Genomic DNA, 14,349 nt, shown 5'->3' on the forward strand with positions numbered 1-14,349 from the left:
TGGAACTTCGGCGCCGGTTCAGCGGCCGAATATGACACCTGGCAACCAGGTGATGATTTGCGGAAACACGGCACACAGGACCGTGCCGATCAGGATCAGCCCGACGAATGGCAGGACTCCGCGATAAATGTGCATGAGCGTGATGCCCGGCGGTGCGACACCTTCAAGGTAGAAGAGCGCATAACCGAAGGGCGGCGTAAGGAACGAGGTCTGGAGCACGATGGCGATCATCATGACGAACCAGAGCGGTTCGAACCCGAAGGACGTCGCGATCGGCAGGAAGATCGGCAGACAGATCAGGACGATCCCGAGCCAGTCCAGGAACATCCCGAGGATGAACACGATCACCATCATGATCAGGAAGGTCGACCAGGGCCCGAGACCGAGATCGCCGATGAATTCGCCCACGATGCGCGTCCCGCCTATGGCGACGAAGACCCCCGTGAAAGCCGTGGCGCCCACGACGACGAACAGCACCATGCTGGACGTCTTCGCCGTCGCGTACAGCGCTTCGGCCATCAGCCTCCACGAGAACTTTCCGTAGACGATCACCAGCACAAGCGTCAGGAACGCGCCGATGGAAGCGGCCTCGGTCGTGGTGGCGATACCGGCAAAGATCGACCCGAGCACACCGAAGATAAGCAGGATGGGCGGAACGGCGACCTTTGCCAGGAGAACGAAAAGCTCCCGCTTGTTGACCGCGCGCAATTCCTCTTCCGTCGCAGCAGGCCCCCAGTCCGGCCGAAGGCGGGTCACGACGATGACATACCCCACGTAAAGCGCCGCCAGCATGAGCCCCGGCACCAGCGCCGCGGCAAAAAGCTGCCCCACCGAGACCTGGGCGTAGCTGCCCAGGATGACCAGCATGATGCTGGGCGGTATGAGAATGCCAAGGCTGCCGCCCGCGGCGATCACGCCCGTGCTGAGCTCTTTCTGGTAGCCGTATTTCATCAGGGCCGGCAGGGCGAGCACGCCCATCACGGTCATGGACGCGCCGATGATCCCCGTCGTCGCGGCGAGGATGACGGAAATGATGACAACCGTGATCGCCACCCCGCCCCGCACCCGTCCGAGCATCAGCCGAAGCGCGTCGAACATCTTGTCCGTAACGCCTGAATCGCTCAGAAGCCGGGCCATCAGGATGAACATGGGGATGGCAATCAGGATGTAATTGTCCATCTGGCTGTAGATGCGGCCGATCAGGATCGGCATGATGCCCGGCCCTGGTCCGAGCAAGGCGAAGATCACCGCCAGGCCGCCCAGCACGAAGGCCAGCGGATGGCCCATGAAGATGCCGACCAACAGCGCGGCGAACATGGCGAATGTCAGGAATTCGGGGCTCATGCCGGCTTCACTCCGGTCCGGTATTGCACGACAAGCCGCGCCAGCTCGCTGAGCCCCTGAAGGACCAGGACCGCCCCGGTCAGGGGAATGACCGTCTTGACGTAGTAGATCGGCACCGCGACCACGCCGGGGCTGCTCTCGCCATAGGTCCAGGCACGCTCCGCGAAGTCGGCACCGTAGATGATAAGGACCACGCACATCGGCATGAAGAAGACCAGGTAGCTGACGATCTCGAGCGCGGCCTGGCCGCGCACGGTCAACCCGTCGCGGAACAGCGTGACACGAACATGCTCCCCCGCCAGAAGCGCGAACGGCGTCGCGAGCATGAAGTGAACCGCGAAAAGCTGGACCGAGACGTCGAACGCCCACGGGATCGGAGACGACGCGAACTTTCGCAGCATGACGTCGGTCACGGAGAGGAGCGTGAGCCCCAGCATGATCCAGGCGACCGTCTTTCCGAGCGCCCGGCTGAAGCCGTCAATGGCACGAAAGACCTTCATGCCGAAAAAGACTGTCTGAAACTTCGCAGTTGCCTTGGCCGCACGAAACAGGCCCGAGCGTCAGCACGTGACTCTCGACAATACATCAAAGGTCTCCCCTCCCTTGTTTCCATGATGTTTCCTCAGGGTAACAAGATGAGTCAACAAGAATTGTGAGGAACCGGGAAAATACTCTGCCGCGGCGCGGGAGACATGTCGCGAACAGGAAGGCGCTCCAATTGCATCGAACGCCCTTACCGCGATGCCGCTTCTTCCGTCTCTAAAAGGGTACGGGTCAGATCCGCCAACCCCACGTTGCCAGGCGGACCTTCGAGCGCGCAGCGCAAGAAGCGGCGCGCTAGATCGGGCCGTGGGAAAGGGGCCGCGGTGGCGCATCGGACATACGCGGCATCGCGAGCCCCATCACGCGCCTTGCGCGCTCCCTCCGCGCCAGGGATCCAGCGCCGCGTTCAATTCCATGATCTTGACCGCGATATCCGGCACGTGCCGGGGCCGGCCGGGAAAGATCCCCTCCGCCCGCACGACGAATCCCCACTGCCGATAGAATGACACCGCGTTGAGCGTCGCGTCGATCCGGATCGGGCCGCGCCACCCGGCCCTTGCATCGGCGAGCGCCCGAACCATCAGGTTGCGCCCGATCCCCTTGCCGCCGAACAGGGGCGCCACGAAAAGCCGGATCACCTCGCCCGGAACCGCGTGGCAATAGCCGGCAGCACGCCCGTCGGCCTCGGCGATCCACAGGGTGCCGCTCGCGCAATCCTTGCGATAGGTCTCGGCCGTCCGCCCGGTCATCCATGTCTCGACAACCTCCGTCGGATAGGGATCGGGCGCAAGCGGCGCAACGGCGGCAGCAGTCAGCTCGAAGACAACTTCTGCGTCCTCGGCCGAGGACCGCCGGTACGTGACATCCGAAGGCGAAGCGGCGTCAGGCATCACGTCTGCTCTCCGCCCCCCTGGTCTCGGCCCCCTCCTCACCGGGATCTGCGACCCCGGGGGCGAATGGCGGATATCCATGTTCGATGCATCGCGGATCGGCCACCGAGGAAGGATCCACGGCCTTGCCAAGCGCAAGGGCCTTCAGGGTCTTGCGCAACAGCTTGCCGTTGCGCGTCCTCGGCAGCATGGGAACGCTGTAGACGCGATCGGGCCGGAATGCCTTGCCCAGCCTCTCTTCGACATGGCGGGCAGTATCGGCCCCGATCCGCGGTCCCGCGCCCTCCCGGGCCACGATGTAGATCGCCAGGCGTTCGACCCCATCCGCACCGGGAAGTGCCACGGCGGCCGCCTCCGCCACGCCATGGCACGCAAGCGCCGCGGCCTCGACCTCGCTCGGCCCGATCCGGCGCCCGGACAGCTTCAGAACATCGTCCGCCCGGCCGACGATGTCGTGATGCGTGCCGTTGCGGGTGACGATATCGCCATGGCTCCACAGGCCCGGCCGGGCGGACCAGTAGGTCTCGAGATAGGTCGCCTCGTCCTCCCACAGGCCCGATGTCATACCGGGAAAGACATTGGCGAGAACCATCTCGCCGGTATCCGGGTCTCCGCCATCGGGCACGATCCGAAGATCGACACCGGGGGCGATACTGTTGAACCCGGATGGCAGGATCGGGCGGAGCAGGACGTTGCTGAGCAGCCCGCCCGAAACCTCGGTCCCGCCGGAATAATTCACGATCGGCAACCGCCCTTCGTTGACCGTCCCGTGCAGGTAACGGAAAAGGTCGGGGTCGAGAATTTCTCCGGCCGACATCAGGACCCGGAGGTCCGGCAGCTCCTGCGCCGCCACGCCGGCGCTCCGCCAGGCACGCGCCAGCGTCGGCGCAACGCCCATGTGGGTCACGCAGTGACGCCGCGCCGTATCGAGCAGACGGGTCACCCCGGGAGCGGCGGGACCACCCTCGTAGAATACCGCGGCGGCGCCCAGCATGAGGGGCGCGAAGGCAAGCATCGGCCCGATCATCCAGCCCATGTCGCTGAACCAGAAGACCCGCTCGGCCGGATGCACATCGAAGAGCAGCGCCATGTCGTGCGACACCCGCAACGGGAAGCCCGCATGTGTGTGCACCGTCCCCTTGGGCGTGCCCGACGTTCCCGACGTGTAAAGGATCATGAGCGGCTCCCCGGCCTCGGTCGCGACCGGGTCCTCCACGGGCGGGGCCGGCCGGGCATCCTCGAGAAACAGCACGTCGCACGAGTCGCCCAGCTCGGCCGCGCCGGCAAGCGCTGGCCGCTCCATGTCGATCCGGCGTCCCGCGCGGACCGTTTCGCGCACTGTCACCAGCAGGCGCGCCCCGCTGTGGCCGAGCCGCTGCCGAATGGCCTCGGGCCCGAATCCCGAGTAGAGCGGCACCGCGACTGCGCCCAGCCAGGCACAGGCCAGCAGAAGGCCGACTGCCTCGACCCGGTTCGGCATCAGCAGCGCGACGCGGTCCCCCCTGCGCACCCCCTGCGCGGCGAGAAGCCCCGCCAGTTGCCGGACGAGGGCAAGCGTTTCCGCGTAACTCAGCCTCCGGGCATCGCCGTCCTCGCCTTCGGCGACAAGGGCCGGCCTGTCGGGCTCTCTCGCGGCCCATGCGAGGATCGGCATACAGGCGTTGAAGACGGTCCCCGGGAACCAGCGGGGGAACGCCGGCCCGCGGGACAGGTCAACATATTCGGTGAAGGGGAAATCGATCCCGCATTCCGCCATCGCCCCGCGCCAATAGTCGGCCGGGCGAGCCAGTGCGAAGTCCAGCAACGCGTCATACGAGGGCAGGTTCAACCGGGCGATCAGCGACGTCAGCCGGGCGTTCTCGAGCGTCCCGGCATCCGGACTCCAGGCCGTTGCCGTCTCAGTCATGGTCGGGCCTGCGGAACTGGTTGTAGGCCGGCGCACGCTTCTCGGCAAAGGCGGCATGTCCCTCGGCCGCTTCGGGCCCGGCGTAGTAGAGTTTGAGGCCGGCGAAGGCGATCGCGTTCAGCCCGGCCATGTGGTCGCTGTCGGCGTTGAAGCTGGCCTTCAGCATCTTCAGCGCGGTCGGGCTGAGGGCAAGCACATCCTGCGCCCAGGCCCGGGCGGTTTCCATCAACGCCTCCGGCGCCACGACGGCGTTGACCAGCCCCATGTCGAGCGCCTCCTGCGCGGTGTAGGTCCGGCAGCGGAACCAGAACTCGCGCGCCTTGCGCTCGCCGACCAGCCGCGCCAACAGCGCCGAACCGAATCCGGCGTCGAAACTGCCGTATTTCGGGCCCACCTGGCCGAACGTCGCCGTCGCCGCGGCAATCGACATGTCGCAGACGACCTGCAACACGTTGCCGCCGCCGATGGCAAAGCCGTTCACCGCGGCGATGACCGGCTGCGGCAACGCACGGATGGCAAGCTGGATCTCCTCCATCGGCAGGCCGATCCCCGTCCAGGACGCGCCGTCATAGCCCGAGCCGACGGTGAATTCCTTCACGTCCGCCCCGGTGCAGAAGGCGCGGTCGCCGGCGGCCGTCAGGATGACGACCCCGATCTCGGCCCGCTCTCGCGTTTCGGCGATTGCGTCCAGAAGCGCCTGCGCGGCGGGCCGGTTGAGCGCGTTCATCCGATCCGGCCGGTTGATGGTGATGGTGCGGACATGCGCGTCGTCGTGGATCAGAATGCTGCCTGTCATTTCGGGTCCTCCAGGGTATCGGCAAGCCAGCCGAGCGCGCCATCGAGACGGTCGAAGGCGTCGTTCAGGTCGTCGTCGGTGGCGACAAGCGGTGGGGCGAGCATCAGGATCCCGTAGCGGGCATAGACCCAGAGCCCCCGGCGCAGCATCTCGTCCACCAGCGAATGGTTCAGCGATGGATCGGCGGCATACCACTCGATCAGGGGCGCCCTCGAGGCCCGGTCGCCGACCAGTTCGATCCCCCAGAAGGCTCCCACTCCGCGGACATCGCCGATCAGCGGATGCTTCTGTCGAAGCGCGTCGAGCCGTTCGGCCATGAGGCCTTCGATCTCCCGTGCCCGGGCGAAGAGGTCTCCGCGCTCGTAAAGGTCCAGCGCGGCGAGGCCGGAGGCCATGGCGACGGGATGCCCGGCATTGGTGTGCCCGATGTCGAAGACGCGATCGTCGAACCCTTTCGCCACGCTTTCGCGGATCATCACCCCGCCGAGGGGGACAGCCGCGCCGTTCACACCCTTCGCGAAGGTGATCATGTCGGGCGCGACGCCGAACCGCTCCGCGGCGAAGGCCGCGCCCGTCCGGCCGAAGCCGGTCATGACTTCGTCGAAGATCAGCAGGATTCTGTGCCGCTCCGTGAACCGCCGAAGCGCGTCGAGGTAGCCCTCGGGATAGACGATGACACCGGAGGAGCCCACCATGGGCTCGATCACGAGGGCGGCGATGTTATGCGCGCCCTCCTGGATCACGATCCGCGAGAGGTGGTCCATCGCGCGGGCGGTCTCGACCGCCGGGTCGTCCGTGTGGAACGGGCTGCGATAGGGATAGGGCGCGAAAAAGCGCACTGCGGGAAATGTCGTCGGTTCCGAAGCCCAGCGGCGCATGTCGCCCGTCAGCCCCGCCGCGGTGCCCGTGGTACCGTGGTAGGAGCGGTAGGCGGCCATCACCTTGGTCCGCCCGGTCAGCAGGCGCGCGGCCTTCACCGCGTCGTCGTTCGCCTCGCCCCCGCCGGTGGTGAAATGGACCCGGGCGCCTTCGCTCCAGGGCGAGAGGTCGGACAGGCGGCGGGCCAGTTCCGACCGGAGCGCATGGGGGAAGGAGGGCGGCGCGAAGCAGAGGCGGCGCATCTGCTCCGCCACGGCATCGGCCATGTCACCGTTGGAATGGCCCAGGGTCGCGGCGATCCAGCCGGAGGAGAAGTCGAAGACGCGCGCCCCGTCATCGCCGACGAGATGGGCGCCCTCCCCCCGGTCGAAGCTGGGGCCGGCCGGAGCCCTGTCCTGTTTCGCCCATGGCGAAAGGTAATGCCGGTGTGGATCCTGGCGTGTCATGTGGTTGGTTCTCCGTACAGGTCTTCCGCGCGCAGACAGGCCACGCGGCGGCTTTCGGTAAGCGGGCGCAGCTCCGGCAGGGCGGCGCGGCAGGCGGGCCGAACCTCGGGGCAGCGCGGGTGAAAGGGGCAGCCGGCAGGCGGCGCCATGGGATTCGGAACCTCGCCGCCGATGCGCGCGCGTGACCCGGTGGCCGCCAGGCTGGGGATGGCGGCCAGCAGGGCGCGGGTATAGGGGTGGCGCGGCGCGCGCATGATCTGCCTGGCCGGGCCGGTCTCGACCGCACGTCCGAGATACATCACCGCAACCTCGTCGGCGACATGATCCACCACGCCAAGGTCGTGCGAGATGAAGACATAGGCCAGGTCCCGGTCCCGCTGCAGCCGCTGGATCAGGTTGAGCACCTGGGCCTGCACCGAAACGTCGAGAGCAGAGGTCGGCTCGTCCCAGATAATGAGCCTCGGCTCTCCGGCCAGCGCACGCGCAATGCAGATCCGCTGCCGCTGCCCGCCCGAGAACTGATGTGGATACCGGCTCAGGTCGGCGCCCGGCAGCCCGACCTCGGCCAGCGCCGCCTCGACCAGCGGGCGCGCCTGTCCCAGCGTCCGGACGAGCCCCATCTCAAGCATCGGCTCGGCCACCGTGTGCAGGATGCTGCGGCGGGGGTTCAGGCTCGACATCGGGTCCTGGAAGACCATCTGGATTGCCTGCCGCTCCTCCCGGCTGCGGCGTTCGACAGCGGGCGCGAGGGGGCGATTGTCAAGCAGGACACGTCCGCCGCTCGGCTCTTCCAGCCCGGCGACGGCGCGGGCCGCGGTGGACTTGCCGCAACCGCTTTCCCCGACGATGGCAAGCGTCTGGCCGGCGCGCGCCTTCAGGCTGAGATCGCTCAGCGCCGCGAGACGCGCCCGCCGCCCGACCGGGTAGGTGACGCTGAGGGCTTCAAGCTCGAGCATGACGCGGTTCCTCCTCGACACCGGCAAATTGGCAACGCGCGACGTGACCGGAACCAAGCGGCACATCGGGCGGTGGCTCTCCACAGGCCGCGCGGGCCAGGGGGCAGCGCGGCTGGAAGCGGCACCCTCCGGGCCACTGGCCGGGGCGCGGCATCGCGCCCTCGATCGGGACAAGGCTGTCCCGGGCGGCGCCCACCTGGGGAATCGCGCGCATCAGGCCCCGCGCATAGGGGTGCCCGGGCTCGGAAAGCACCGGGCCAACCGGCCCGGCCTCGACCACGCCCCCGGCGTAGAGAACCGCCAGCCGATCCGCCGTCTCCGCGATCACCCCCATGTCGTGGGTCACGAGGAGGATCGCGGTCCCACGGTCGCGACAGAGACCCCGCAGAAGCTCGAGCACCTGCGCCTGGACCGAGACGTCGAGCGCCGTGGTCGGCTCGTCCGCCACGATAAGCTCGGGTTCGGCGGCCAGGGCAAGGGCGATCACCACCCTTTGCCGCATCCCCCCCGAGAACTCGTGCGGGTAGCTCCGCAGCCTCTGCCGCGCCGCGGGAATACCGACCGCGTCGAGCAGCTCGGCGGCCCGGTCCAGCGCGGCGCCACGGGACAGCCTCAGGTGGTGACGTATCGTTTCGACCAGCTGCTCGCCGATCCGCATCAGGGGGTCGAGCGCGGTCATCGGATCCTGGAAAACCATGCCGATCCTCCGCCCGCGGATGCGCCGGAGGGCCGCTTCGGACAGGCCGAGCACCTCCTGCCCGTCAAACCGCACCGAGCCCGCGGTCACCACCGCGTTCGGCGGCAGAAGACCTGTAAGCGCCAGGCCCGTCAGGGATTTCCCGGCCCCCGACTCCCCCACGAGACCGAGAATTTCTCCGCGGCCGAGCTGCAGGCTGACCTTGTCGAGCGTCGGCACCAGGCCGGCACGTGTCCGGAACGAGACCGAGAGATCACGGATGTCGAGCAACGGGGTCATTGAAGCCTCGGGTTCAGTGTGTCGCGCAGCCAGTCCCCAAGGACGTTCACCGCGAAGACGAGGAGGACGAGGGCGCAGCCCGGGAAGATCGAAACCCACCATTCTCCGGAGAACAGGAAGTCGTAGCCATTGCGGATCAGCGTTCCGAGCGAAGGCACGGTCGGCGGCATGCCGACGCCGAGAAAGCTCAGCGTGGCCTCGGTCACGACCGCGGCCGCAACGTGCACGGTCGCGAGCACGAAAACCGCGCCGATGGAGTTCGGCATCACGTGCCGGATCAGAAGCCGCGCCCGGCCCAGCCCCAGGAGCCGGGCGGCGGAAACGTAATCGCGTCGCATCTCCACCATGGCGGCGGCGCGGACCGCGCGGGCGTATTGAACCCAGCCGGAAAGCGCGATCGAGAAGATCAGCACGGGGATCGCGAGCGATTGCTGCGCGGCGACGTCGACCACGGCCCGCGCCGCGCCGTCTATGAGCAGCGCCACGAGGATCGCCGGCAATGCGAGCTGCGCGTCCGCCACTCGCATCAGGACGGTGTCCACCCAACCGCCCGAGGTCCCGGCAATCAGACCGATCGCGACGCCGACGACCATGGACAGCACGACCGAGACCAGCCCGACCGCCAGCGAGATCCGCATGCCGTAAAGGATCGCCGACCAGAGGTCGCGCCCCTGTTCGTCTGTCCCGAGAAAATACTCCGCGCGGCCGCCCTCTCGCCAGACCGGCGGTGTCAGTCCCGAGAAGAGGTCGAGCGTCGCGAGGTCGAAGGGGTTCTGGGGCGCGAAGACCGGGGCGAACAGGGAAAGGATCAGCAGCGTGACAAGCACCGCGAGCGCCAGCATCGCACCGGGGCTGCGGCTCAGCCGCCACGCCAGGTCACTGGCAAGGACGGACCGGATCATGCCCTGCCCTCCCCGTTCAGCGCATCGAGCGCAACCTGTGCCAGGACCGCGGCGCCGTGCCCTGTCACCGCATCGTTGAAGTCGTAATGCGGCGAGTGCAGGAAGGCCTCCGGGCGCCCCTGACCCAGCCGGAAATAGGCCCCCGGGCGTTTTTCGAGGAAGAAGGCAAAATCCTCCGAGCCCATGCTGGGCCGGATCGAGCGATCGACGCAGCCGGGCCCCAGCACCTTTTCGGCGGCACAAGCCAGCCGCTCCGCCTCGGGCGCCGTGTTGATCGTGGGCGGGTAGAGCCTTTGGTGGGAAAGCTCGTGCGTCATGCCGAAAGCCCGCGCGAGCCCGTCCACCTGTTCCGCGATACGCCGCTCCAGCAACTCGCGCACCTCCGGGGCGTACCACTTGGTCATCCCCTCCATGAGAACGGTTTCCGGAACAACGCTCAGCGCGCCGCGATCGCCGGACTCCAGCCGGTTGAGGCTGACCACCGCCTCGTCGAAGGGGCTCACGTTCTTGGCCACGATGCTTTGCAGTGCCTGCACCAGCAGCGAGGCGGGGATCATCGGGTCATTCGCCTGGTGCGGATGTCCGCCATGCCCGCCGGTGCCGGTGAGCTTGAGCGAGAACCGGTCGATCCCGGCCATCATCCGGGCGGGGTTGAGCGCCACCCGGCCCGGCTCGAGAGCAGGCCAGTTGTGCAACGCGTAGATCTCGTCGATCCCGAAGCGATGGAGCACCCCGTCCTCGATCATCGCGCGTGCACCGGCATGGCCCTCCTCGCCCGGCTGGAACACCAGCACCACCCGGCCGGCAAACCTGTCGCGGGCCCCGACCAGCAGGCGTGCCGCGGCCAGAAGCATCACCGTGTGCCCGTCATGTCCGCAACCATGCATCTTGCCGGGCAGCTTCGAGGCATGGGCGAACCCGTTCGCCTCGGTGATCGGAAGCGCGTCCATGTCGGCCCTGAGCCCGACGGCCCGGTTGCCATGCCCGGCCCTGCCTTCGATCACGGCCACGACGCCGGTCAGGCCGATCCCCGTCTCCGGCACCAGGCCAAGCGCCGCCAGTTCGCGCGCCACCAGGGCCGCGGTTTCGGCTTCCTCGAACCCCAGTTCGGGATGGGCATGCAGATGCTTGCGCATCCGCTCGTAATCCGCCGCCCGGGGGGCGATGTCGTCAGGGGTGAATGTCATCGGGACGCTCCGTGCCCGCGGCGCAGCCGGGGGTCGATCAGGATGTAGAGAAAGTCGACCGCGAGGTTGATCGTCACGAAGATCACTGCGATCAGGCAAAGGTACGCGGCCATCACGGGGATGTCGGCGAAGGCCACGGCCTCGGCGAACAGAAGGCCCATGCCCGGCCACTGGAACACCGTCTCGGTGATCAGGGCGAAGGCGATGATCGTGCCAAGCTGCAGCCCGATGATGGTCACCACCGGCATCAGCGCATTCTTCAACGCGTGCCGGACCAGGATGGACCGGGCCGGCAACCCCCGGGCGCGGGCGAAGCGGATGAAGTCCTGCCCCATCACCTCCATCATCTCGCCGCGCACCAGCCGCACGATCAGGGTCAGCTGGAACAGGGCCAGCGTGAACGCCGGCATCAGCATGTACCGGAAAGCGTCCCACGACGCGAAATTGGTGCGCCACACGCCGATGTCGGCCACCGGTCCACGGCCGAAAGACGGCAGCCAGCCCAGGATGACCGAGAAGGCCAGGATCAGCAGGATGCCGATGAAGAAGGTGGGCAGCGACACCCCGATCAGCGAGACAAGCATGATCGCCCGGCTCACCAGGGCCCGCGGCCGCAGGGCCGCGACCATTCCCATCGGCACGCCGAGCAGCACCGCGATGGCGGTCGAAAAGACCGTCAGTTCCAGCGTGGCCGGCAGGCGCTCGAGGATCAGGTCCATCACCGGGCGGCCCTGTTGCAGCGACAGGCCGAAATCCCCCCGGGCCGCGTTCCCGAGAAATTGCAGGAACTGCAACGCCACGGGCCGGTCCAGGCCCAGGTCGCGCCGCAGGGCGTCGCGATCCGCCGCGCTGGCGTCCTGCCCCAGCATCTGGCTGACGGGGTCGCCCACGTACTGGAAGAGCGCGAAGGCAATGGCCGAGACGGCCACGATCACCCACGCTGCCTGCAGCAGCCGCGAAATTATCGTGTTCAGGTACATTGGAGGCGTCCATCAGTGGGCGGCGCGCCGGAAAGGAACGGCGCGCCGCCTCGGGGGTCAGTCGAGCTCGAACCAGGTCAGGTTCACCCGGTTGTCGATCGCGAGCGGGGTGGTGATGCCATCGCGCATCCCCCAGCTGAGCCCCTGCTGGTAGAGCGGGATATGCCCCACCAGTTCGGCTTCGCGCCGCATGATCCCGGTCACCAGCTCCGTCCGCTTTTCGGCATCCATCTCGCTCAGCACCTCGTTGATCATGCCGTCGATCTCCGCGTCCGAGAAGTCACCGACATTCCACTGCCCGCGTCCGTCCTTCGGCGAATGCACGATGACGGACAGCGTGTTGAAGGCGTCGAGGTTCACCGGCGTGTAGCCGAAGAAGTTGAAGCTCGAATCCCGCCCGCCGACTTTCGGAAAGAACTTGGACGCAGGCATCGCGTTCACATCCACCGTGATGCCGACGCGGGCCAGGAGCGCGGCCACCGCCTGGCAGACCTGCTCGTCGTTCACGTAACGATCGTTTGGACAATCGAGCGTCACCCGGAACCCCTCGGCATAGCCGGCCTCGGCCAGCAGCGCGCTGGCGGCCTCGGGATCGTAGGGATAGGCCCGCGCCTGGAGCTCCGGCGCGACCGAGTTCACACCCGGCGCCATCAGGTTGCCCGTCGGCGTGGCCGACCCGCGCATCACCTTCGTGGCAATGAGGTCCATGTCCAGCGCCTGGTAGACCGCCTGCCTGACACGCCGGTCCCTGAACGGGTTGGCGTCGGTGACCGAGCCGTATTTCATCGTTTCGCTTGCCTGGTCCATCGAGAGGAACATGGTCCGGATCTCGGGCCCCGTCAGGACTTTCAAACCATCCGTGGCTTCGACCCGCGGGATGTCCTGCAGCGGCACGGGATATGCGAAATCGACCTCGCCGGTCAGAAGCGCGGCGACAAGCGTCGGCCCCGAGGCGATCCGCACCAGCGTGGCCTTCGTGACGTCCGGCGTATCGGGATCCCACCAATCGGCATTGGCCTCCAGCACGGTCTTCACCTCCGGCTCGCGCGAGACCAGGCGGTAAGGGCCGGTGCCGTTCGCGTGGGTCGAGGCATAGTTCTCTTTCCCCTCGCGCACGTTCGACGGGCTCCCGGCGTCATGCGCCTCGGCCCAGGCCCGCGACATGATCCTCACTTCCGGCAGCGACTGGATGAGGGCGGCGTTGGGAAACTCGGTCTCCACCTCGACGGTCAGGTCGTCCGGCGCCCTCACGTCGACGATCGAAGCCGTGAAGATCTTCATGTCGGACGCGTCTGACAGCGCGCGCCGGATCGAGAAGACGACATCGTCCGCCGTCAGCGCCGTACCGTCGTGGAAGCTCACCCCGGGCCGCAGGCGAAAGCGCCAGAGGGTCGGCGTCGGCTGGTCCCAGCTTTCGGCGAGCGCGGGCTCGATCCGCTGGTCACGGTCACGCCGCACGAGGCCCTCGTAGACATGGGCCAGGACGGTCATCGTCATCCCGTGGTTGAACGCATGTGGATCGAGGGTCGCGGCATCGTCCTGCGAGGCCCAGGTGATCTCGGCCGCCTCGGCCGCAGGAACGGGTCCCAGCGCAACGAGCGCTGCCACAAGGGCCGCTGTCAGGTGTCTTTTCATCTTCGTCTCTCCATGTTGTCCGGGCCGGTCGTGCGCCGTGCTCTCGTCGAATTATTTATATACGATACGTACCGTATCTTTAATTTGCAAGAGATGTTGGCCACCCTTGGGAAAGTGCAAATATCCTTCAGGGATTTCAGCGACTTGCCGAAAGGCAACGACAGGGCCGCCGCCGCGCTCTTCCTGCGTCCCGTGCCTCGACAGGCACGAAGAGGCGACTCACCCGGCGCCGGCCATATCCATGAACCCGTCCACCAGGTCGCTCACGAAGCGCCGGTCGAATGGCGCGTGCGACAGCAGAAGCCTGTACCACATCGCGCCGAAAAGCATGTCGAGCAGCACCTCGATATCGGCGCTCGTGGCCAGTTCGCCCTGTTTGAACGCCTGTATCATCAGCTTGCGCACGGCGGCACGGCGCGGGCCGACGACCTTCTGGCGAACCAGCTTGGCCAGCGCCTCGTCCGATTGCGCCTCGGCGACAAGGCTGCGGATCGCGACCGACCACCAGGGGGTCTCCAACCGGACGACGGTCAGCATGAGGTATTCCTCAAGCGCTTCCGGGAACGACCGTCCCGGCACTTCAGGCGGCTCGCTGACCTCGGACATGTAGAGGTCCAGCAAGAGCTCTCCCTTCGAGGACCATCGCCGGTAGATGGATGTCTTGGAAACCCCGGCGCGCGCGGCGAGGCCCTCGAAACTCAACGCTGCGAACCCCTGCTCGGACAGGATCTCGTTCGCGGCCGTGATGATCGCCCCGTGGGTCCTGTGATTTCGCGGCCTGCCTCTTGCGGGGGCCTCAGTCTTGTCCGTACGCGCCATGGCACCTGCAATCTGTCGACACGCACATCATATAGCGGAGGCCGAGCAACACAGACAACCACCGCTGCACCGAGACGGCAAGGGCCGTGA

Annotated in this window: 13 protein-coding genes; all 13 read right to left on the bottom strand. The window is 67.3% G+C overall.

The annotated features are described in order from the left end of the window. Positions 1 to 18: 18 nt before the first annotated feature. The 13 genes from QUV18_RS12150 to QUV18_RS12210 all read right to left on the bottom strand — a co-directional run bounded on the left by QUV18_RS12150 (position 19) and on the right by QUV18_RS12210 (position 14,259). On the bottom strand, positions 19 to 1,344 hold the full coding sequence (locus tag QUV18_RS12150; RefSeq protein ID WP_300894198.1) for a TRAP transporter large permease subunit: 1,326 nt from the start codon (positions 1,342 to 1,344) through the stop codon (positions 19 to 21). After that, positions 1,341 to 1,844: a TRAP transporter small permease subunit gene (locus tag QUV18_RS12155; protein ID WP_300894199.1), complete on the bottom strand. Its 504-nt coding sequence runs from the start codon at positions 1,842 to 1,844 to the stop codon at positions 1,341 to 1,343. Before QUV18_RS12155 ends, QUV18_RS12150 begins: the two co-directional genes overlap by 4 nt. 402 nt (positions 1,845 to 2,246) lie before the next feature. Then, the gene (locus QUV18_RS12160) at positions 2,247 to 2,777 is read right to left on the bottom strand and encodes a GNAT family N-acetyltransferase (protein WP_300894200.1); all 531 of its coding nucleotides are present in this window, start codon (positions 2,775 to 2,777) and stop codon (positions 2,247 to 2,249) included. Beyond that, positions 2,770 to 4,683, bottom strand: coding sequence for an AMP-binding protein (locus QUV18_RS12165; protein WP_300894201.1), 1,914 nt, complete (start codon positions 4,681 to 4,683; stop codon positions 2,770 to 2,772). The genes QUV18_RS12160 and QUV18_RS12165 overlap by 8 nt, the downstream gene beginning before the upstream one ends. Continuing rightward, positions 4,676 to 5,479 carry an enoyl-CoA hydratase-related protein gene (locus tag QUV18_RS12170; protein ID WP_300894202.1) on the bottom strand — a complete coding sequence of 268 codons (804 nt, stop codon included), beginning with the start codon at positions 5,477 to 5,479 and terminating at the stop codon, positions 4,676 to 4,678. The genes QUV18_RS12165 and QUV18_RS12170 overlap by 8 nt, the downstream gene beginning before the upstream one ends. Then, positions 5,476 to 6,804, bottom strand: a complete 1,329-nt coding sequence (locus QUV18_RS12175; RefSeq protein WP_300894203.1) for an aminotransferase class III-fold pyridoxal phosphate-dependent enzyme — start codon at positions 6,802 to 6,804, stop codon at positions 5,476 to 5,478. Before QUV18_RS12175 ends, QUV18_RS12170 begins: the two co-directional genes overlap by 4 nt. Beyond that, complete coding sequence (locus QUV18_RS12180; RefSeq protein WP_300894204.1) at positions 6,801 to 7,781, bottom strand: oligopeptide/dipeptide ABC transporter ATP-binding protein; 981 nt, start codon at positions 7,779 to 7,781, stop codon at positions 6,801 to 6,803. The genes QUV18_RS12175 and QUV18_RS12180 overlap by 4 nt, the downstream gene beginning before the upstream one ends. Beyond that, entirely contained in the window at positions 7,747 to 8,736 is a 990-nt protein-coding gene (locus QUV18_RS12185) for an ABC transporter ATP-binding protein (protein WP_300894205.1), read from the bottom strand. The genes QUV18_RS12180 and QUV18_RS12185 overlap by 35 nt, the downstream gene beginning before the upstream one ends. Next, on the bottom strand, positions 8,733 to 9,638 hold the full coding sequence (locus QUV18_RS12190; RefSeq protein ID WP_300894206.1) for an ABC transporter permease: 906 nt from the start codon (positions 9,636 to 9,638) through the stop codon (positions 8,733 to 8,735). Before QUV18_RS12190 ends, QUV18_RS12185 begins: the two co-directional genes overlap by 4 nt. Continuing rightward, positions 9,635 to 10,825 (bottom strand): amidohydrolase, encoded by a 1,191-nt coding sequence (locus QUV18_RS12195; protein WP_300894207.1) that lies wholly within the window; start codon positions 10,823 to 10,825, stop codon positions 9,635 to 9,637. The genes QUV18_RS12190 and QUV18_RS12195 overlap by 4 nt, the downstream gene beginning before the upstream one ends. Further along, on the bottom strand, positions 10,822 to 11,805 hold the full coding sequence (locus QUV18_RS12200; protein WP_300894208.1) for an ABC transporter permease: 984 nt from the start codon (positions 11,803 to 11,805) through the stop codon (positions 10,822 to 10,824). Before QUV18_RS12200 ends, QUV18_RS12195 begins: the two co-directional genes overlap by 4 nt. Positions 11,806 to 11,862: 57 nt before the next feature. After that, a complete protein-coding gene (locus QUV18_RS12205) occupies positions 11,863 to 13,440 on the bottom strand; it encodes an ABC transporter substrate-binding protein (protein ID WP_300894209.1) in 1,578 nt (525 codons plus the stop codon). Between the two features lie 219 nt (positions 13,441 to 13,659). Further along, a complete protein-coding gene (locus QUV18_RS12210) occupies positions 13,660 to 14,259 on the bottom strand; it encodes a TetR/AcrR family transcriptional regulator (protein ID WP_300894210.1) in 600 nt (199 codons plus the stop codon). Positions 14,260 to 14,349 lie beyond the last annotated feature (90 nt).

It is taken from the genome of Roseovarius sp. (genome assembly GCF_030373445.1).
Classification (GTDB): Bacteria; Pseudomonadota; Alphaproteobacteria; order Rhodobacterales; family Rhodobacteraceae; genus Roseovarius.

Coding starts and splice junctions, on each gene's coding strand:
- QUV18_RS12200 (WP_300894208.1), bottom strand. CDS start 11,805: ATGTACCTGAACACGATAATTTCGCGGCTGCTGCAGGCAGCGTGGGTG.
- QUV18_RS12165 (WP_300894201.1), bottom strand. CDS start 4,683: ATGACTGAGACGGCAACGGCCTGGAGTCCGGATGCCGGGACGCTCGAG.
- QUV18_RS12210 (WP_300894210.1), bottom strand. CDS start 14,259: ATGGCGCGTACGGACAAGACTGAGGCCCCCGCAAGAGGCAGGCCGCGA.
- QUV18_RS12160 (WP_300894200.1), bottom strand. CDS start 2,777: ATGCCTGACGCCGCTTCGCCTTCGGATGTCACGTACCGGCGGTCCTCG.
- QUV18_RS12150 (WP_300894198.1), bottom strand. CDS start 1,344: ATGAGCCCCGAATTCCTGACATTCGCCATGTTCGCCGCGCTGTTGGTC.
- QUV18_RS12155 (WP_300894199.1), bottom strand. CDS start 1,844: ATGAAGGTCTTTCGTGCCATTGACGGCTTCAGCCGGGCGCTCGGAAAG.
- QUV18_RS12170 (WP_300894202.1), bottom strand. CDS start 5,479: ATGACAGGCAGCATTCTGATCCACGACGACGCGCATGTCCGCACCATC.
- QUV18_RS12205 (WP_300894209.1), bottom strand. CDS start 13,440: ATGAAAAGACACCTGACAGCGGCCCTTGTGGCAGCGCTCGTTGCGCTG.
- QUV18_RS12190 (WP_300894206.1), bottom strand. CDS start 9,638: ATGATCCGGTCCGTCCTTGCCAGTGACCTGGCGTGGCGGCTGAGCCGC.
- QUV18_RS12175 (WP_300894203.1), bottom strand. CDS start 6,804: ATGACACGCCAGGATCCACACCGGCATTACCTTTCGCCATGGGCGAAA.
- QUV18_RS12185 (WP_300894205.1), bottom strand. CDS start 8,736: ATGACCCCGTTGCTCGACATCCGTGATCTCTCGGTCTCGTTCCGGACA.
- QUV18_RS12195 (WP_300894207.1), bottom strand. CDS start 10,825: ATGACATTCACCCCTGACGACATCGCCCCCCGGGCGGCGGATTACGAG.